The 20,191-nt window shown below is 41.6% G+C and carries 15 protein-coding genes; 9 read left to right on the top strand and 6 right to left on the bottom strand.

Annotation, left to right across the window (positions count from 1 at the left end; all coding sequences use genetic code 11):
- Positions 1-8: 8 nt before the first annotated feature.
- Together ACKI39_RS03505 and ACKI39_RS03500 are read left to right on the top strand one after the other, a co-directional pair.
- Complete coding sequence (locus ACKI39_RS03505; protein ID WP_407397711.1) at positions 9-803, top strand: outer membrane lipoprotein-sorting protein; 795 nt, start codon at positions 9-11, stop codon at positions 801-803.
- A 43-nt stretch (positions 804-846) separates the two neighbouring features.
- Positions 847-2,148, top strand: coding sequence for a hypothetical protein (locus ACKI39_RS03500; protein ID WP_407397709.1), 1,302 nt, complete (start codon positions 847-849; stop codon positions 2,146-2,148).
- Positions 2,149-2,253: 105 nt separating this feature from the next.
- Here the strand turns inward: ACKI39_RS03500 and asd are convergent, their stop codons facing one another.
- Entirely contained in the window at positions 2,254-3,360 is a 1,107-nt protein-coding gene (gene asd / locus ACKI39_RS03495) for an aspartate-semialdehyde dehydrogenase (protein WP_407397706.1), read from the bottom strand.
- Positions 3,361-3,430: 70 nt separating this feature from the next.
- Positions 3,431-4,336 (bottom strand): 4-hydroxy-tetrahydrodipicolinate synthase, encoded by a 906-nt coding sequence (dapA, locus tag ACKI39_RS03490; protein ID WP_407397704.1) that lies wholly within the window; start codon positions 4,334-4,336, stop codon positions 3,431-3,433.
- Between the two features lie 329 nt (positions 4,337-4,665).
- On the opposite strand from dapA, the gene ACKI39_RS03485 reads away from it, so the two are divergent.
- From ACKI39_RS03485 to ACKI39_RS03475, 3 genes are read left to right on the top strand one after another with little or no spacing between them, the layout of a single operon-like run.
- Entirely contained in the window at positions 4,666-6,963 is a 2,298-nt protein-coding gene (locus ACKI39_RS03485; RefSeq protein ID WP_407397702.1) for a LuxR C-terminal-related transcriptional regulator, read from the top strand.
- Between the two features lie 45 nt (positions 6,964-7,008).
- Positions 7,009-8,070: a chorismate synthase gene (aroC, locus tag ACKI39_RS03480; RefSeq protein WP_407397700.1), complete on the top strand. Its 1,062-nt coding sequence runs from the start codon at positions 7,009-7,011 to the stop codon at positions 8,068-8,070.
- Positions 8,071-8,088: 18 nt separating this feature from the next.
- Positions 8,089-9,522 carry a D-alanyl-D-alanine carboxypeptidase family protein gene (locus tag ACKI39_RS03475; RefSeq protein ID WP_407397698.1) on the top strand — a complete coding sequence of 478 codons (1,434 nt, stop codon included), beginning with the start codon at positions 8,089-8,091 and terminating at the stop codon, positions 9,520-9,522.
- On the opposite strand, the gene ACKI39_RS03470 is transcribed toward ACKI39_RS03475, so the two are convergent.
- On the bottom strand, positions 9,514-11,727 hold the full coding sequence (locus tag ACKI39_RS03470) for a polysaccharide deacetylase family protein (RefSeq protein WP_407397696.1): 2,214 nt from the start codon (positions 11,725-11,727) through the stop codon (positions 9,514-9,516). The genes ACKI39_RS03475 and ACKI39_RS03470 overlap by 9 nt on opposite strands.
- Before the next feature lie 13 nt (positions 11,728-11,740).
- Positions 11,741-12,931 (bottom strand): peptidoglycan DD-metalloendopeptidase family protein, encoded by a 1,191-nt coding sequence (locus ACKI39_RS03465; RefSeq protein ID WP_407397694.1) that lies wholly within the window; start codon positions 12,929-12,931, stop codon positions 11,741-11,743.
- 59 nt (positions 12,932-12,990) lie between these two features.
- On the opposite strand from ACKI39_RS03465, the gene lepB reads away from it, so the two are divergent.
- The 4 genes from lepB (at position 12,991) to ACKI39_RS03445 (ending at position 18,875) form a co-directional block, all read left to right on the top strand.
- Complete coding sequence (lepB, locus tag ACKI39_RS03460) at positions 12,991-13,497, top strand: signal peptidase I (protein WP_407397692.1); 507 nt, start codon at positions 12,991-12,993, stop codon at positions 13,495-13,497.
- Between the two features lie 53 nt (positions 13,498-13,550).
- A complete protein-coding gene (locus tag ACKI39_RS03455; protein WP_407397690.1) occupies positions 13,551-15,368 on the top strand; it encodes a penicillin-binding protein in 1,818 nt (605 codons plus the stop codon).
- A complete protein-coding gene (locus tag ACKI39_RS03450) occupies positions 15,349-17,160 on the top strand; it encodes a motility associated factor glycosyltransferase family protein (RefSeq protein WP_407397688.1) in 1,812 nt (603 codons plus the stop codon). Before ACKI39_RS03455 ends, ACKI39_RS03450 begins: the two co-directional genes overlap by 20 nt.
- 287 nt (positions 17,161-17,447) lie before the next feature.
- Positions 17,448-18,875, top strand: coding sequence for an HD-GYP domain-containing protein (locus ACKI39_RS03445; RefSeq protein ID WP_407397686.1), 1,428 nt, complete (start codon positions 17,448-17,450; stop codon positions 18,873-18,875).
- A gap of 35 nt (positions 18,876-18,910) precedes the next feature.
- Here ACKI39_RS03445 and ACKI39_RS03440 read toward each other — a convergent pair whose 3' ends face one another.
- Together ACKI39_RS03440 and ACKI39_RS03435 are read right to left on the bottom strand one after the other, a co-directional pair.
- A complete protein-coding gene (locus ACKI39_RS03440; protein WP_407397684.1) occupies positions 18,911-19,693 on the bottom strand; it encodes an aldo/keto reductase in 783 nt (260 codons plus the stop codon).
- A 114-nt stretch (positions 19,694-19,807) separates the two neighbouring features.
- A partial coding sequence (locus tag ACKI39_RS03435) for a His/Gly/Thr/Pro-type tRNA ligase C-terminal domain-containing protein (protein ID WP_407397682.1) occupies positions 19,808-20,191 on the bottom strand: 384 nt, incomplete at its 5' end.

Below are 20,191 nucleotides of genomic sequence, written 5' to 3'. Positions count from 1 at the left end.
ATATTACCATGAAAAAATTAATGACACTTGCAGCCGCAATTATACTCACATCAACAGCCTTTGCAGAAATGACAGGCTATGAAATCGCAAAAAAGAGCAATGACATCCCGGAACCAAAAACCTCATCATCAACGGCAACACTTACCATTCATTCGAAAAAAGGAAAGGACCGCATCCGTGAAATCATCATGAAGTCAAAGGACTACGGAGATGTTGAAAAGGAAGTGATCGTGTTCACAACTCCAAAAGATGTTTCAGGGGTCGGATATCTTATGTTCGATTACCCGGAAGATGATAAGGGCAACAAGAAGGACAGCGACAACTGGCTTTACATGCCTGCTATGAAAAAGACAAGAAGAATCGCTTCAAGCGGAACTGAAGGCGAAGGATCCTTCATGGGAACAGATTTTACTTATGAGGATATTGATGAAAGGGCTCTCAGCAAAGACAACTATAATCTCATTGGGGAAGAAACCATTGATGAAGTCCTGTGCTACAAAGTTGAAGCGACAAGCAAGACCGGTACAGAAAAAGATCCGCACCGCATAATTTATTTTGGAAAGGAAGACTTTCTTGTTTACAAAGTTGAATTCTATGACAGGCAGGATAACCTTCACAGAATTCTTACCTGTTCCGACTTCAGCACCATAGATGGATTCAAATCCGCAAAGACCATGAAGATGGAAAATGTTCAGACCGGAACCTGGTCTTCATTAAAAACAAGCAATGTAGTCTACAATTCCAATGACATTGATGACTCCTTGTTTACAGTTGCCGCCCTCGAAAAAGGCAGGATCAAATAACTGGAATAACTGAAAGCGATAACTTTCATCGGTGGATTTTTATATGAAAAAAATGCTATCAGCAGCAATCTCTCTGATCCTCATTTCAGGAGTTTTTGCCCAGGACTACAAGTTCTCCGGAAACATAAGCAGCATGTGTGGAATCTATATTCCACCATCGGAAAAATCAGGAGAACTTTCAATTGGAGACACAGACTTAACAGCTTCCATTGAATTATATAAAGGCAACGGAACAGTTTTTGCACAAGGCAAAGTCGGATATGATGCCGTGATGAAAAAGTTCACTCCAAAACTTTGCGAAGCATATTTTGACTATACATCTTCTTTTTGGGGAATAAGAATTGGATCGCAGAAAGTTGTCTGGGGAAAGGCGGATGAAATCGACATTACAAATTCCGTTTTTCCATCTGACTCAACATCTTTTTTTCTTGATGACGATACCCTTGCCGTAAATGCAGCGAGATTATCTTTTACCGGATCAATCTTTACTGTCGACACATACTGGGTTCCGTTATTCAGAGGAAACAAACTTCCTTTTGATGATGACAGTCCACTTAGAGATGCCCTGATTCCAAAGACCGCAAAATTTTCCACGGCAGGCAATGAACTTATAATTCCTGTTGGAATCGGCCAGATGAACAAACCGGAATGCAGGATACAGAATGGTGAATACGGAATCAAAGCCAGCACATACCTCCCTTTATGCGACATTTCTGTCTATGGATTTTACGGCTTTGACAAGACTCCAATACTGAATTATGAAATGCAGACTTCATTCAACAACCTTATTGGAATGAAAGTTCCATCAGGCATTTCAATTACCGGGGAATACAAAAGAATGACAATGATCGGATTTGATGCGGCGTTTCCAATGGGTTCAATCGTTTTGAGAATTGAAAATGCATGTTTTCCTCAACGCTATCTTCAGTCATCCACAGAAGCAATTCTTTCAGGGGGAAAAAACAGCATCAGAAAAAATCAGTTCATGGGACTTGCCGGAATTGACTGGATGCCTTCCAACTGGACTTTTACAGCCCAATATTTTTACGATGTAGTCCCTGGTGAAATTTCAAAACTTGACAGGACTCACACATTCATGCATGGCGGAACAGTCAGCATCAGCAGAACTTTTCTTCAGGAAACTCTGGAATTTTCTTTTGGCGGTGTAATCGCTTTCAATGATTTTGACAGCGCCATAAATTTTGAAGCAAAATACAGTGCAACAGATCAACTCAAGATCTCAGCAGGATCCTACAGCTTTCTTCCAGGACCGACCAACGACGGAACCTACGGAAAATTCAAAGATCTTTGCACAGCCTTCATAAAGGTTCAGTACGATTTCTAGAATGTATTTCGGAATTGCATCCCTGCAATTCCGAAAACTGCAGTTTCGCATTCGCAAAACTGCACACAATCCTATTGCTAACCTTAGACGCGACGTCCTGTCGCTCTAGAGATTATCAAAGAAACCTTTTACCTTCAACAATTCTGCGTTGAGGATTCCACCCATTGCGGCACCGCGTTTTGTGTTGTGGCTGAGTGCTACGAACTTAACGTCGAATACGTTGCATGGGCGAAGGCGTCCAACTACACATGCCATACCCTTTCCTGTCTCACGGTCACGGCGTGGCTGTGGGCGGTTTTCTTCTTCACGGTAAACGATTGGCTGTTCTGGTGAAGATGGCAAATCGAGTTCCTGTGGAACAGACTTGTATGCTGCCCATACTCTCTTGATTTCTTCAAGTGAAGGCTTCTTGTCTTCTGGAAGATCAAATTCCAATGATACACATGCTGTGTGTCCGTCGATTACAGGCACGCGAGTACATGTAGAAGAAACCAATGGAAGTGTTGCGTTCTCAATCTTTCCGTCCTTTACAGTTCCGAGAATCTTGAGGCATTCCTTTTCTGTCTTTTCTTCTTCACCACCGATATATGGAACGATGTTGTCGATCATGTCGAATGATGGAACACCTGGGTATCCAGCACCTGATGTTGCCTGAAGTGTTGTTACGATCATTCTCTTAACTGGATATCCAGCCTGAATGAGGGCGTGGAGAGGCATCATGTATGTCTGGAGGGAACAGTTTGGCTTAACTGCAACAAATCCCTTGTCCCAGCCGTGGTGCTTCTTCTGTTCAGCAATTACATCAAGGTGAGCGAAGTTGATTTCAGGAATGAGCATTGGAACATCTTCTGTCCAGCGGTTTGCAGATGCATTTGAAACGACTGGGATTCCTTCTGCTGCATATGCTTCTTCAAGATTCTTGATGTCTTCCTTCTTTGGAAGCTCAAGTGCGCTGAATACGAACTTACACTTTCCGATTGCAGCCTTTGCATCATTTGCATCCTGAATAACAAGGTTTGCAACATCTGCGGGAATGTCTTCACCAATGAGCCACTTAGAAGCAACAACATTCTTGTAAACCTGACCTGCACTTCTTGGAGAAGCTGCGACATATGTTACCCTGAAGAAAGGATGATTTTCCAACAACTTGATATATCTCTGGCCAACCATACCTGTTGCGCCCAAAACACCTACTGCAATTTTTTCTGCCATAATATTTTCCTTTATGAATCAATATTATTGGTGGTTTCGACAAGCTCAACCACCGTAATCATACTTTTTTTTACAAGCCGCACTTTGCCAGTGCGTCTTCAATAACCTTCTTTGCAGCGTCTGTAACTTCAACCAAAGGAAGTCTTACGCTACCTGCAGGCATCTTCTTGTAGTTCATAGCATACTTGATGCTTGTTGGGTTTCCGTCTACAAAAGCTGCCTTGAAGAATGGCTGAAGTCTGTAATGAATCTTGCGTGCTTCAACAAAGTTTCCGTCGAGACAGTAGTGAGCCATCTGAGTAACCAAAGCAGGAGCAAGGTTTGTAACAACGGAAATGATTCCGTCTCCACCTGCAGCCATCAAAGGAAGTGTAAGTCCATCATCACCGCTCATTACGCTGAATTCTGGATTTGCAAGCTTTATCTTTTCGATAACTTCCATCATCTGGTTAATGTTTCCAGAAGCTTCCTTTACGCCAACAACGTTAGGGAGCTTTGCGATGCGCTCAAGGGTTGCTGTAGGAATGTTCTTTCCTGTGCGTCCAGCAATGTTGTATACAACGATTGGGATTCCAACCTTTGAAACTGCTTCATAATGACGGAAGATACCTTCATCACTTGGCTTGTTATAGTATGGAGTAACAACGAGTGCAAAATCAGCACCCTTTGCCTTTGCGCGTTCAACATAGCGGACTGCATCCAATGTGCAGTTGCTTCCTGCACCTATCATTACCTTAACGTCTTTGCCGTTCTTTGAGTTGAATTCTTTTACCTGCTTTATTGCGATGTCGATAATCTTGTCTTCTTCATCTTCTGTGAGGGTTGGAGTTTCACCTGTAGTTCCTAAAGGCAAAAGTCCGTCAATTCCCTGATCCAACTGAAACTGAACATTCTTGGCAAATCCGTCATAGTCAACAGATCCGTCAGCGTTCATCGGCGTAATCATTGCTGTGTAAGCACCGTGAATTGCTGCCATAATTGAACTCCTAAAATTAATTTTAATTTTGCAAGATTATGACACTTTATATAGAAAAAATCAATAAATTCACTTAGTGCATCTCTTTAATAAAGTGCGTAGGATAAAAAAAAGAACCGGCGGTCAGCCAGTTCTTTTGGAGGTCTTTGAAACTTCTTTACATTATTTTTAAATATTTATGCTATCTCTTTCAACCTTTATGGTTGAGATATTACATTCACCCATTTGTGGACGCAACTTCCATACCATACCATAAATCAGGTATTTTACTACCCTGATATGGGTATTTTTCACTTGATTTTACAATAACTTTGGTTATAATTTCGAATATGCAAAGGTTAAAAAAGTTATTTATCATATTTTTTTTCCTAGTCTCACCAATCCTCTGTCATGGCACAGCAGATAACCATAAGCATATCCTAACGAATGAGGACATAAACCTTTCAAGGGACACAGAAATTTCCATTACGACAAAAGTGTTCAAGGACTATTCCTTTGAGAAAAAATGCTCTGAAATCGAAGAAAAGGATTTTAAGGACACAGGACTACCTTACTATCCAGGCTTATACGACGGCATACTCTGGTTTGACATCATCATAAAAAAGCCAGAACAGTTTGACGGTCAGCGTTATCAGATTTCCCTGGGCAACGATTACATTGACCTTGCAGAGGCTTTCATTCAAAAGGGAGATTCCTGGCAGCTTATTGGACGAACTGGCAGACACATCAAAGAACCAGACATGAGTCTTGTAACCTCAGCTCCATTGCTACCTTTGATGAGAGAGCTTTTTGAAGAAAACGACACAACCCACATCAGGATACGAATGACTTCAAATAGAGGAAATCCTGTCAACATAAGGCTCATATCGAACACAAAGCTTTTTAGATCCACATCAAAGTACATTTCAAAATTTTCCCTCAGTGGAGGAATTGGCATCTGCCTTTTCTTTGGACTTCTTCTGACAAGCATACTGTTAAAGGATCCTGCCTACATGTCGCTTGCCTTTTCTGCCTTCTTCTTCATTCTTCGTGCAATGCACACAAGAGGAGCTGGCGCTTCCACCATATGGAACTATCTACCAAACATCCCAATCGCAGGAAAACTAGAATACATACTGGATTCCATGGGAACTCTGTCCCTAGCAATCAGCGGATATATTTTCACATTGGTGAACAATAAAAAGCGACATCCATCAAAAACACTGATAGCCATACTTGAACTTGTAATCATCGAGCTATTGCTCACGGTAACACTATATTCTCCATTGATTCTATTTATCTGCTGCATGACAATTTCAGTAGTCCAGAAAAACATCCTGCTTTTTGGTGCGATTTCAAACCTAAAGAAAAGCGACAAGGGAATTAAAATAATATTCCTATCCTGGTCGGCAGTATTCTTCTTTTCGATAGCATTCAGACTCCTTATCCTTGCAAGAAATTTTGCACTGCTTGAACTGCCAGACTTCATCAAGCCCGAGGAAATGCTCACATCCACCATTGGATTCCTCCTGCTTTTCATCCCTCCACTCTACTCCATAGGGAAAAGATTCAACGAAAGATATCAATTTGTCCAGAAAGAATACCAGGATCTTGAAAGCAGATTCATGGAGAGAGACAAAATAAGAACATTGATACACAGCGTTACTACCCCTATCACGCAGCTTGCATCATCTGTGCTCAATTCAGCCTGCATATTGTCCAAATTGAATTTTTCTTCTGTCAATGCTGAATACGTGGAACTAATCAAAAGAGAATCTTCAAAAATAAACGATCTTCTAGTAGCGATCAGGATTCTTGAAGGAGAAGAGGAAGTCAAAAAGACACCAATACTTCTGATGAAATTCTTCAACAGCTGTATGATGACAATACAAAGAACGGCTGCAGAACGAGACTGTACAGCATCACTCACAACCGCCATCGCAAACGACACAATCATTTCTGCCGACCCAAGGGTCCTTCAGCTGCTTTTCATCATCGCACCAACGGCTGTCATTGCCATGTCAAAAAAGAAAACCAAGGTTTCGATTTACATAGAAGAAGAAAAAAATAATCTTTTCACCATGGCCATCGTAAACAAATTTGAATCTGAACTTCTTGACTCCACACCTAAAATTCTTCAGGCACTCAACGACCTGTCTTATTTTGATTTCATCGGAGAACTTGCAAAGCTTTACGATTGCACTATGGACATAAGTCCCCTTGAAGACAGCTGCAGGATGACATTCAAATTCCGTTTTGAGAAAATGGAAGACACATCAGAAATAAAGATTGTTACCGACAAAACAACTTTTGAGATTTCGGAAAATTCCTTAAGACTGCTCAAGAATAAAAAAAATACCGAAAATCTCGAAGCTCAGAACGATCCATTACCACCTGATGGATTCAATTTAAATCTTAAAAGCGAAGAAGAAAAAAAGGAACAACCTAAAATAAACGACATATTCGACCCTTACAATCTATCAACAAGAGAAAAAGAAATCGCAACATTGATAATGGAAGGAAACAGCGACAAGGAAATTGCATTCAAGCTGAACATCTCTCCCCAGACTGTAGCCACCCACAACAAGAAAATCTTCAAGAAAGCTGGGGTCCATAGCAGAGTTGAGTTAATTAACAAAGTCAGATAAAATCTGAGCATTGTTCTACAACAACACTATATAGCAGGGAAACTTATGAGCGGAAATACATTCGGTGAAATTTTCAAGGTAACAACATTCGGTGAAAGCCACGGTGCAGGACTTGGTTGCATCATAGACGGCTGTCCGTCTGGCATTGCCTTTGACGAAGACTTTCTTCAGATGGAGATGGACAGACGTAAGCCTGGAGCAAAAAGCGCTGCCGTAACGAACAGAAAGGAAGCAGACAAGGCAGAAGTCCTTAGCGGCATTTTTGAAGGCAAGACGACAGGTACTTCCATTGCCGTCCTCATAAGGAATTCAAATCAGCACTCATCGGATTACAACAACATCAAGGACAAATTCCGTCCTGGACACGCCGACTACACGTTCTATGAAAAATATGGAATCCGCGACTACAGAGGAGGTGGACGCTCAAGTGGAAGGGAAACCTGTGCCAGAGTTGCAGCAGGTGCCTTTGCAAAAATGTTTCTCAAGACAATGGGTATCCAGATCATTGCATACACAAAAAAAGCGGCAGGTATTGAAGGCACAGAAATTGACTTCAACGAAATAGAAAAAAATCAGATAAGGGCAGCAGACAAGAATGCGGCAATCCTCATGCAGCAAAAAATCGAGGAATACCACAAGCAGGGAAATTCCTGCGGAGGTATCGTTGAATGCATCGTAAAAGGTCTTCCTTCAGGATTAGGGGAACCTGTATTTGATAAAATTGACGCGGCCATTGCACATGCCGTCGTTTCCATAGGAGCCGTAAAAGGAATAGAATTTGGTCTTGGATTTGATGTCGCAGACAGCAACGGCCTTGAAAACAATGACTTCATGAGAAAGGGGCCTGTGTTTGAAACAAACAACGCAGGTGGAATTCTTGGTGGAATGACAAATGGAAACGACCTTGTGTTCCGTGCGGCAGTAAAACCAGTACCTAGCATATATCAGCAGCAGAAGACCATCGACCTGAATGGAAATGAATGCGACATGCTCATAGAAGGTCGTCATGATGTCTGTCTATGTCCACGCATCGTTCCTGTAATTGAAGCAATGACCGCAATCACTGTCGCTGACATGTTGCTCAGAAACAGAAGCAGCAGAGCATAAACACAAAAGAGCATTAAAATGGAAAACTATACCCCAGACTATTTTTTTGATGATGTGCCAGAACAAAAGAAACGACAGCAAAGGAAATTTCCGACAATTCTCCTTGGCGCAGGTATTTTCCTTTGTCTGACAGTGTTCACCATTCATCTTGGGGTATCAACCCATAGGCTTATAAACCCAGAAAATCCTACGGAACTTGACGATGAGCAAAAGCTTGCGCTCATTGAAAAACTTGCACAGACCTACCCAGAAGAAATAGTAAAGCCACTTCCATACAACACGATTCCTGCCGATCTGATGGTCAATGCAGAAAGCGCCATCATCATCGATCAAGAAACAGGCAACGTGCTTTATGAAAAAAATGCGGACATGGAGATTCCTCCTGCATCCATGACCAAGCTTGTCGAGATGTACGTAGTCTACGAGGCTGTAAGAAATGGAGAAGTTTCCTTTGACGACTATGTTCCTCTCCCTCCACAAAGCTGGGCAAAGAACCTTCCATCAGATGCATCGATCATGTTTCTTGCAGAAGGTCAGAGAGTAACATTAAGAGAACTTCTCCTGGGACTTGCCATCGCGAGCGGAAACGATGCCTCCATTGCAGTCGCTAACTATGTATGCGATGACATGGATTCTTTCGTAGAAAGAATGAACAAAGTCATAAAGAATCTTGGTCTTGAAAAAACACACTTTGTTGAATCCAGCGGTTACAGCGAAAAAAACATCACCACAGCAAGGGAATTCGTATCCTTCTGCAGAATCTATTTAAGGGACTTTCCTGAATCCATAGACAACTACCACAGCCAGAAAGTCCTCATGTATCCATTGGAAAAAAATCTTCCACTGGATCAGAAATACAAGGGCGACTCGGAAGCAGTCATCCAATACAATACCAACAAGCTTCTTGGAATTCTTGAAGGATGTGACGGTCTAAAAACTGGATTCATCGATGAAAGCGGTTACAACATCGCTCTGACCGCTCAGCGAGGAGAAAGAAGGTTCATTTCCGTTACAATGAAGGGTCCTGGGAAGGGAAGCGTCCAAGGCAACAAATACAGAGTAAAAGATGGAACAACTTTGATGGAATTTGCCTTCAGTAAATTTGCTCCATATATTCCAAAAGAAAAGGGACACAGTTTTGTAGTTGGATGTGCAGGATCGGCAGAAAAAAGCATCAGGCTCATTCCTGCACTGGATGAAAAATTTTCAGTGCCATTCATTACTGGAAATTCACCTGAGGATGCTGCTTCAAAAATTCATGTAACCGCAAACATTCCTTCATATCTATACGGGCAGGTTGAATGCGGACAGGAACTGGGACTTCTTACCTACAGCCTTGAAGGGAAAACATTACGGACGATTCCTCTTGTCGCAGACAGAAAAAGCCAAAGACAGAATATCTTTGGCCGTTTATGGGGAAAAATCGTTTACAAGACAGCAGGCTTATTTTAACCCCTGTACATCTGTGATTTCATATCCGCTTTCAATAATCGAGGCAATCAAAAGATCAAGCTTTTCATAGACATAATCCTTTCTTGATCCATTTGCATTGCCGACGGAAACAGGTATTATCATTCCATCTTGAAGCTCATCAACCAGTCCATTGATTATCTCAGCAGCGGATTTATATTCTTCACCCTTTTCACTGGACCTTTCATAGGTCGTCCTGTCGCTGAATTTCGAGAAGCATGATACATATTCATAACCTGCGGCATTTCCAGACTTTCTGATAACTTCCGTATCGTGATGATATGGAGCGTGCCAGATGAGAGAAAGCTCCTTCTGGGTCACAGCAAAGTATTCATCTTCGTTGCGAGCAAGTCCACGGGTAATGAAGTCAGTGTCAATGACAAAATTATTTTCCACCAGATCAGCTGAAGTATAGAAAAGAGATCCACACTCATTTCCTGAATTGGCAATCAACTTGGTCTTCTCTGGATACCTTCTGATAAACTCACCGTTGATGAAGAATGTTCCCCTAACTCCGTATTCAGACAGCGTATAGAGAACCTTTCCCAACCCTTCTGAATTTTCCATGGCATCAAGCACAAGAGCAACCTTTTTTCCATTGCAACTTTCTTTCATTGCTTCAGGGAATACGGAATATGTGAATGTCTTTCCAGAAAGACACCTGACTAAGATTGTATTTTCAAATTCTGAATTCAATGCCTTTCCTACATAGGCACGATAACGTCCATTTTTGTCCTTTGCCTTGAATTCGACGTCTGGGATTCTATATGGAACCCAGGAATTCTTATCAGCTTCATAGCAATAAAAACCCCTGCCATCAGGAAGCTTTGTAACTATAAGACCAGCATTCCAATAAGCCCTTTCTACAGAAGAAACAAAAAGAACATTCGATTCCTGACTCAAAACATTATAAAGACTGACCGTATTCTTTCCGCCAAGATAAAGGGCATTCCTTCCTGCCCATGCAACAGAAACCACTGAATCCTGTGAATATGACGCGATTTCCTTCATGACAGAAAAATCAAACACTTTAAGTACACCATCGTCAGTATATGCAATTCGCTTCATATCTGATGAAGAGGAAGGAATTATGGATTTGCTTGCATTGGCAACGACTGTCATTCCATCTTCAACAGAATACATCGTTCCCGTCTTTTCATTTTTAACATAATCCAGACTATCGTTCCAAAGAATAACCTTACCATCGCCATTCCAGAAGACCTTGTATCCAAGTGAAGTTCCTGACATTTCCGTAAGTGGACGAATGACATCTATCCTTGCATAAGCCTTAGAATCTTCAATGACAGTGTAAATGGACAGGATATTCTCTCTTGAGATTACAGCAAGTCGTTGTCCGTTTCCATTGCACCAGAATTTATCCGTAAGACTGTCGAAACAGACTGGCAGTCTGGCAATGATTTTTCCGTTTCCGACAAGCGAGGAATAAAGTCCTCGAGTATACAGTTCATTCTGTTCAATGCAATAAACAATGTCATCCTTCAAATAGATGATTTTTTTTGTCTGTGTCCACTGAACGCTGTCGATTGAACCCTCCCCGATTTTTCTGAAGCTTTCATTGACCTGAAGATTTTTAAAAACCGCATCAGGTGTTGCAAAGTAGACGCAGCCCTTATTTTCATAGAGAAGAACCTTTCCATCTGGAGACCATTTTACATTCAGGAGAGAATAGTCAAGGTCAACATTCTCAACAAGAGTTTTCTGGAGCAATGTTTTTGAATTCACAAGAACAAGCTTACCAGACGCTTTTTCAACAGGTTCTACGGTGCAGTACCAAAGACCGTCAGAACTTACTTCCACTGGAAATGTGCGGGAAGACTTACCGTGCTTTGTTTCATTCACGCTTGTGATCTTTCCGTCTTCTGTGCTGTACCTAGAAAGTCCATCCTTGTTTCTTATCTGAAGAATTTTTCCTTCATTAAGAAGTTCCATTCTTTCCGGGAAACATGTAAGAAGTACTGGATTAGAAATTATTTTTTCATCACCTAGCTTCGTGCAATAAAGGCTTTTATATTCAGCAACCCCAGGAACCTTCTGCTCAACGGTAAAAAGCAGCCTATCATCAGTTCCAACATCGATGTCATCAAGTCTTATTCCAGCATAGGCGTTGGAAACAGAGACGAGGATGATTGTTCCAAGAAGGTAGTTAAGCAGATTATTTTTTTTCATTTCTTACTTTCCTCTATTTAATTACAGTAAGTGGATCAACAGGCTTAGAATTCTTGTATACAGTAAGATGAAGATGAGGTCCCGTTGAATAGCCAGTATTTCCGACAAGACCGATTTTTGTTCCCTGGGAAACTTTGTCGCCCTTCTTTGCAAGACTTTTGCTCATGTGAGCATAGAGAGTCTGATAGCCGTCTACATGCTCTATTACAATATAATTTCCATACAATGGAGAGAAGGCAGACTTAAGAACCCTACCGCTTCTGCAGGCGTAAATTGGAGTTCCTGTAGGACATGCCATATCAAGTCCCTTATGAGTTGAGGCAACTCCTGTAATTGGATCCAATCTGTAGCCAAACCTAGATGTAATTCTGTATTTTGCTTTAAGGGGATGCGTAAAGATCTCACCCATTGCCTTCTGAAGTGTATTTGAATCAAGCCTTGCTCCAGGAATGAAAAGCTCAGCTCCTTCCTTAAGCACTTCTGAAGAAAGATCATTTGTATCAATTATATCAGTCACAGAGGCATTGTACTTTTTTGCAATGGATCCGATGCTCTCATTCTTTGCTACCGTGTGGATAAGTCCGTCCATTGAAGGAATCTTGAGTTTCTGACCGACAAACACTGAACGAACATTTCCGATTCCATTTACAGCAATGAGTGTGGAAATGTTTGAAAGTCCGAATTTCTGACATATTCCACTGATGGTATCTCCAGTCTTGACAGTATACTTTTGGAATGAAACAGCCTCTTTGATAAGACTGGCAGATGACTGAACCTTTATGCTGTCTTCTGTAAATATGTTTCCTTCGCTGTCATAATAGCTTGTCTGGTCAAATGCAAATTCAGACATGGTCAAATCAAGGATATCCTTTTCAGAAGATGCCTCCGATGGCATTTCAACCTGATGGAAAAAACTTTCCTGATAATTGATGAGCTTTGACACACCATATGGAATCGCACAGAAAGATGCAACTGCAGGAATCACAAGTAGAAATTTTGCGCTCTGCCTCATGCGAAGGAAAGAAAGAGATACTTTTCCGCAGATTTTTTCCCACGCTGAATGAACAGAAAATTCATTGACCGACACTGATGGGACGCGTACTGAAAATAGTGGACGACTTGCTGTCAATGCACCTGCGCTGCTTCTCTTTGCCCTTACTTTTCTAGGTCTGCTGCATGCTTCAAAACAATCGATAACTTCCATATCTTGTTTATCGACAAAAAAATTATGCGATATTAGACAATAATGACGATGTAATATATATGAGGAAAATCAAAGTTCCAGGATACATGAAGTCACTCATCACAGGCATTTGTATAGGTATCCTGATTAAGTTTTTCATAATGGACATGCTTGTCGTAAACGGAACATCGATGGAACCAACTCTACAGGACGGTCAAAGAATCATCGTGAATAAGCTTGCCTATGGAATTGCTAAACCCTTTGGCAGCAACCTAATCCTTGCATGGAACAGACCTGACGAAGAAGAAATAGTGGTTTTCCTTTATAAAGGCAGACTTGTGGTAAAACGCTGTGTCGCAGTGGAAAACACTCCTCTAGAATATTCAAATGAATCGGAGTATACTTTGAAAATCAAGGACAGAGAGTACCCGTTGACAGAATTGCAGTACAATCTCCTGAAGGAAACAAGTTCTGTTCCTGAGGATACTGTTCTTGTCATCGGAGACAACTACTTGAATTCCATAGACTCTAGAACATATGGTTTCGTTCCCCGCATGAATATTTTGGGCAGGATAAAAGTCAAATGAGTTCTCATTTCAAGAAAGGCGGCTTAATTTTTACTCTCACAGTGCTCGGCATTATGTCAGCCGTAGTAGTGACAAAATTTACAATGCTAGCCTTTGGCCCACAAAAAAAATTCACACCATCAACAACAGTCATCGAGCGTGGATCCATCGTTGACAGGAATGGAAAGCCTCTGGCAGTTCAGACAAATTTCTATCACTTTGTAGTCACACCGAAGCTGATTAAATCTCCTGAGGAATTTGCACACAATGTAGCACCCATACTCAACTGTTCCCCATCGGAGATACAGACAAAAATTGAAGAGAACAGGACATCAAGCTTCATATACATCAGAAAGAAAATTTCCCAAGATCAATACGATGAGCTTATAAAGATTGTAAGTGAAAATGGATACTCCAACTTCACGCGCTTTGACAAGATTCCTGGCCGCATATATCCTGAAAACAACCTTGCAAGCCAACTCATCGGATACATGGGTGATGATGGTGTTGGATTAAGCGGCATTGAATATTCCCAGCAGTCTGTCCTTTCTCCAGAACCTGACATGAGTTCTTCCGGGACAATTCACGGAGATAATGTATATCTCACAATCGATGCTGGATTGCAGTATAAGCTTCAGAAAATTGCAATGGATGCATTGACGACCACGCAGGCAGAAAGCCTTATGCTCATTGCGGCGGATGCTACCAACGGTGAAATCATTTCATACATCAGCCTTCCATCTGCAAATCTCAATGAATATGGACTTGCATCAACATCTGAAAAAACCGACAGAGCTTCCATAACCGCATACGAACCAGGAAGCGTATTCAAAATTTTCTCCGTAGCTTCCTTTCTTAACTCAGAATCCATCACTCCAGACGACAGCTTTCTTTGCGACGGTATCTACAAAAGAAAAACAAATCTAGGAGAAACCATAAAGATTACCTGTCTTGAGCACCATGGATGGCTCAATGCAAGAACTGCCCTAAAATATTCGTGCAATGATGCCCTCGCACAGATGAGCGAAAAAATCATGACAGAGGATTTTCTTTCCTACATAAGACTTTTTGGTTTTGGCGAACGCACTGGTGTAGAACTCCCTTCAGAAACCAGAGGCTCCGTAAAAAACCAGAACGACAAATACTGGTCAGCACGAAGCAAAGCAACCATGTCCATCGGACAGGAAATAAGCGTAAGCGCATTGCAGATGGTGCAGGCAGCATCTGTCCTTGCAAACAAGGGCGTACTCATAAAACCAACCTTCATCCAGCGCATAACAGATATTGACGGCAATGTTAAGTATCAGCATGAACCAACTTACGGCAACAGAGTCCTTCGTTCTTCGACTGCACAATATCTTTTAAGCTGCATGGAAACAACAGCTCAGAGCGGTACAGGAACAAAGGCTTCTCTACGCGATATTTCCATTGGTGTAAAAACAGGAACAGCACAGATGGCAGATCCTGTTCATGGTGGATACAGTAACACAGACTTTCTTTCAAACTGTATGGCGATTTTTCCTATCAATAACCCTCAGGTGATACTCTATATCGTCATCCAGAAAGCCAAAGGTGAAACCTATGCTGGACGTATCGTTGCCCCAGTAATCGCAGACGCAGCAGACGAAATCATCGACCACCTCGGAATCAATAGAGAAAATGCAGCAAGCCTTGAACATTCAGGAAAATTCTCTCTGAATGAAAGCAAGCCACTTAAGATCGCAAAGCTTGTTCCAGACTTCAAGGGTCGGTCAAAGAGAGATCTTCTTCCACTTTTAGACAGAACGGATATAAAGATCGTCATTGACGGTGAAGGTTGGGTTGTAGATCAGAATCCAGAACCAGGTACCCCCGTTACGGAGAACATGACAATTGAACTCTTTTTGGAATAGCAACCTCAGTCTCTTCAAGGAACGATTTCCAGGCCTTGCAGAAAACCTGAATCCAGAACCAAGCAAAGATATAATCCTTGAAGAAGCTAAAAACGGTTCCATGACAGCAAAGTCAGGTTCCCTCCTGCTCCATTCAAAATACAATCCAGAGAGAGAAGCAGAATCTCTTGCTGATGCTTTTGAATCTGAAAAACACGAAAATGCAGTTTTTCTTGGATTCGGTCTCGGATACGGTCCAATTGCCCTGGCAAAGAAAAATCCTGATGCAACCATCATTCTCATTGAAAGAGATTCATCAAGATTTTTTTCCGCACTAGACGCACTAGACTGGACACCTGTACTTACCCACAAGAAAATCGTCATGATTCTTGGAGCAACCGAAAATGAAGCCGCATCCTTGATATCAAGACTTAAGACAGAGACAACAAAGGTCTTTAAAACAAAAGCACAGACAGCACATGACGAAGCATATTTTCAATCGATAGAAAGGACTCTCGCACAGAATTCACAGAAGGAAGAGATAAACACAAATACCTTGGAAAAATTTGCAAGACTTTGGTTGAGCAACAGCTGCAGAAACCTTGATTATCTTAATCTGTTTGACGGAATAAAAAAATATTCAGGACTCGGGAAGGACATTCCATTTGTCATACTTGCGGCTGGACCTAGTCTTACAAAAATATTGCCAAAGCTTGATGAAATAAAAAAACGAGCAATGATTGTCTGCGTGGACACAGCTTTACATGCGTGCCTTAAGAACAACATTGAACCAGACTTCATCATACTTACTGATCCACAATACTATGCATCATTGCACCTGGAATTTCTTTCATCTCCATCGTCCGTCCTCATAACGGAAATAGCTGCTTATCCTTCAGTGCTAAGATTCAATTGCAGGGAAACGGTATTATATTCATCGATGTTTCCTATAGGGCAATTTTTTGAAGCAAAGACCATGGAAAAAGGAAAGCTTGCTGCAGGCGGCAGTGTGACCACAACAGCATGGGATTTTGCCCGTCTCTGTGGATCAACAAAAATTTTCATGGCGGGAATGGACCTTGGATTTCCAGGAAAGGAAACCCACATACGAGGCTCAAGATTCGAAGAAAAAGCCCACACAGCAAGCACAAGGACCACAAACGCAGAAAGCGCAAACATAGCAACTCTTTTCAGCGCCTCTCCTTCCATTGCAAAGGACTATCTTGGAAATCCGATCCTTACGGACAAGAGGATGTCTCTTTTTTCCTGGTGGTTTGAAAATCAATGTACAAACGCAAGAACTGTTGGAGTTGAAACCTATTCACTTACTCCAGAAAGCCTAGCCATAAAGGGCATTGATCCCTTCAGAATCGAAGACTTTCTTTCCTTCGAGGAAATTGTCGAAAGGAAAAAAGAATTCATGCAGGCTGCGGAAAAAGCAAATGCAACTCCATCCATTCCCACAGACGACTTCCTACGCATAAAAGAACAGTTTGCCGAAAATCTGGACGAACTTGAATCAATTGCAAAAAAAGGAATAGACGCCGCAACAAAGGCAATCAAAGACAGGTCAAAGATGGCACAGTCATTGGCTCGCCTTAATGAAATCGACGGGATGATAATCAAATCAAAGGCAAAAGACGCAGCCTCCCTAGTATTTCCTACAAAGCGTCAGCTGGAAAAACTTTCGCAGGAAATTCCGCAGGGAACTGAATGGGAAAAGAGCATCTATCCCATCCAGTATTCAAAATTGATTTATTCCCAGCTTCTTTCATCTGTTAAACAGTTTCAAAAATTTTTCTCAAGGTTTTAACATCTTAGACCGATAATATAAGCGTGCTGTGATGAAGTTATACAGACGGTTCTTTTTCGAAAGAAGAGACATCCAGACGCCTGTGTATCGGCAGATTTAATCATAGTATGCAACTACAAGTTGCTATAAAAAATCTCCATAAGGAAAGGTCAAAGAAGTTTTAGGCTTTGACCTTTTCATTTTTTAAATCGATTCGTCAACGTCTCATATATATTCTTTTATTTAGCGGAAAAACTTTTAGTTATCATTTTTTTGAATGCTGCCGATAATATGAATGGGAAAATTGTATGAGCAACGTAAAAATAGCAGACATTAAACCTGACACACGCTACAGAAGCCCTGTAACTTTGGATCCGATGTTCATTGTTACTGTTCCCCCATGCCCAATCACAAAGGGGCAGATTGTAAATCTATTGAAATGGGGATTCAAGGAAATATCAGTCAGCGAAGAAGTCAACGCACCTGTCCCTAAATCGAATGCACCTACAAAAGAGAAAATCACAGTTACAGAAACCGTCGATCTTTCGGAATTTGGAGAGGAATCGGAAAGCACCTCTCACACCAGCATTCCAGACAAATTCAAGACTTCCGAAAGCGTTGACCTTTCAGCCTTTGATGACGATGCTCCTAAGCAGGATCAGCCAGTAAACAAAAGTTTTTCCCACACAACAACAAGAGCACAGACTTCTCTTTCTGCATATCTTTCTACCCATGATCCGCAGGGTGCTGATGAGGCACTGAAATTTTCCGTTGGAATCAGGGGAGATGGTCCTATTTCTGAGGAAGAAGACACAAAGCTCATGGAATCTGCCCAGAAGACCTATGAAAAATTCATGGACTACATCAACCAGGTATATACCCGATATGCAACCCACAAGGAAATTCAGCAGGCAGAACTCAACGGCAAAGTACTTGAACTATGCAACTTCGTCCGTGAGACAAAAAAGTTCATCCTTAGAATCTCGCCAAGCTACGAAGCACGCAACAAGAACTTTCTCATAAGCCACAGCATGCGCACCGCAGTACTTGCCATCGTAATAGGAATGCAGCTCAACATGCCTTATGAAAAGCTCATTGAACTTGGTGTTGCAAGCATTCTTCATGAGATTGGTCAGATACGTCTTCCACCGCAGCTATATATGAATGACAAGCCATTGACTCCTTCAGAAAAAGCTCAGATGGCAACCCACACGGTCGTTGGCTACAACATAGTCAAGGCTGCAGGATTTCCACTTACAATCCAGCTTGGCGTTCTTGATCATCATGAGCGCGAAACTGGAACAGGATACCCAAGGCATCTTTCTGGAGCACAGATTTCAACCTACGCAAAGATCATTGGCGTTGCCTGTTCCTACGAGGCAATCACTGCACCTAGACATTTCAAGGAAGCAAGGACTACATATGAAGGCATGATTGAAATGCTTAAGAATTCAAACCACCTCTATGATGATGCGGTTGTAAAAGCATTACTCTACAGTGTTTCACTCTACCCGATCGGTGCCTATGTCTATCTTGCAAATGGAAAAGTTGGACAGGTTGTAGATGTCTCTCCATCAAGTCCTAAGAATCCTATCGTAAAGATCATCGGTGGCATCAACAAGGATGGATCTGCAAAAATGGTTCAGACAGACGATCAAGCCTTAAGGATAGTCCGCGTAATGACAGAACAGGAAACGAACGACCTTATGGCTGCATTAGGTGAAACAGTCAAATAAAATTGCTGAATGATCTCAAGTAAAAACCAAATACTTTAGTTGAAGAAGAGGCGGGCATTTTCCACCTCTTTTTTAAATTCTTCATCTATCACTGGCGGATGCTCATTGAAATAAAGAATCTGCTGAAGTTCTTCATCTGTATGTGCTCCCCAGACAGGAACAACATTTTCATACTGCTGAAAGAAACCAAAAGCAAGAGGAATATTGTTGACGATTCCACCGTTGAGAGGCTGCATTGCAATACATCCCACATCTTTTTTTTCACAGAGCCTTACAAGATCAACGACCAGCTCTGGGGAAATCATGCTGAATGGAAACTGAACCGTTTCATAGAGTCCGCTTTCAATCGCTTCTCTCGCAAGCTCATAGTTTTCAGTGGCCAGTCCAATGTGACGGATTATTCCCTTGTCCTTGAGAATAAGCATTTCATTGTAAAGACCGTCTGGTCCATCCTTCTTCGGAACGACAAGAGGATTTTCAATCTGGTAGAGGTCTATATAGTCAGATTCAAGGGCAAAGAGACTATCGTTGAGGTCGCGTCTGATTTCCGCTGCGGACTGTGCAGAAGTTTTTGTCGCAAGCATCACATTGTGCCTGATTCCGTGAAGGGCAGAACCAAGACGCTTTTCACAGATTGGTTTTGAATGGGATATGTCAAAGAAATTTATTCCACCAGAATAGGCATGATGAACTATTGCACACGCCTTTTCATCAGCCTCCTCGCCGAAAGCTTCAATTTCCTTGCAGTCAAGGCTCATTGCTCCAAAGGAGTTTTTGCTTACGAGAAGATTTGATTTTCCGAGTGAAATGAATTCCATAAACACAATTCATAATTATGAACGTAGAATTCATAACTATGAAAATCTCCCATATTCAATTCGTAATGCATTACCGAAAAAAACAATTATGCATTACGAATTATGAATTATTAATTATTTATTGTAGTTCTTAATCTGGTTGAAGATGTAGCCAGTAAGTTCATCAAGCTTTACGCGTTCCTGAGCCATTGTGTCACGGTTGCGAACTGTAACAGTGTTGAAGTTTGCACTTGCGCTGTCGAGAGTATCGTAGTCAACTGTTACGCAGAATGGTGTACCAACTTCATCCTGGCGGCGGTAGCGTTTACCTACAGTTCCAGAAACGTCATAATCTGTTACAAAGTCTTCTTTCAAAAGGTGCTGAATTTCTTTTGCTTTTTCAGCAAGGCCATCCTTCTTCATCAAAGGAAGAACTGCAACTGTAATTGGTGCCAAACGTGGATCCAAGTGTAAAACAGTTCTGTAATCTTCTGGCTGTCCTGCTTCTGCAACATTCTG

The organism is Treponema sp. (assembly GCF_045641405.1).
Classification (GTDB): domain Bacteria; phylum Spirochaetota; class Spirochaetia; order Treponematales; family Treponemataceae; genus Treponema_D.
This window is presented reverse-complemented; position numbering and strand designations above follow the sequence as displayed.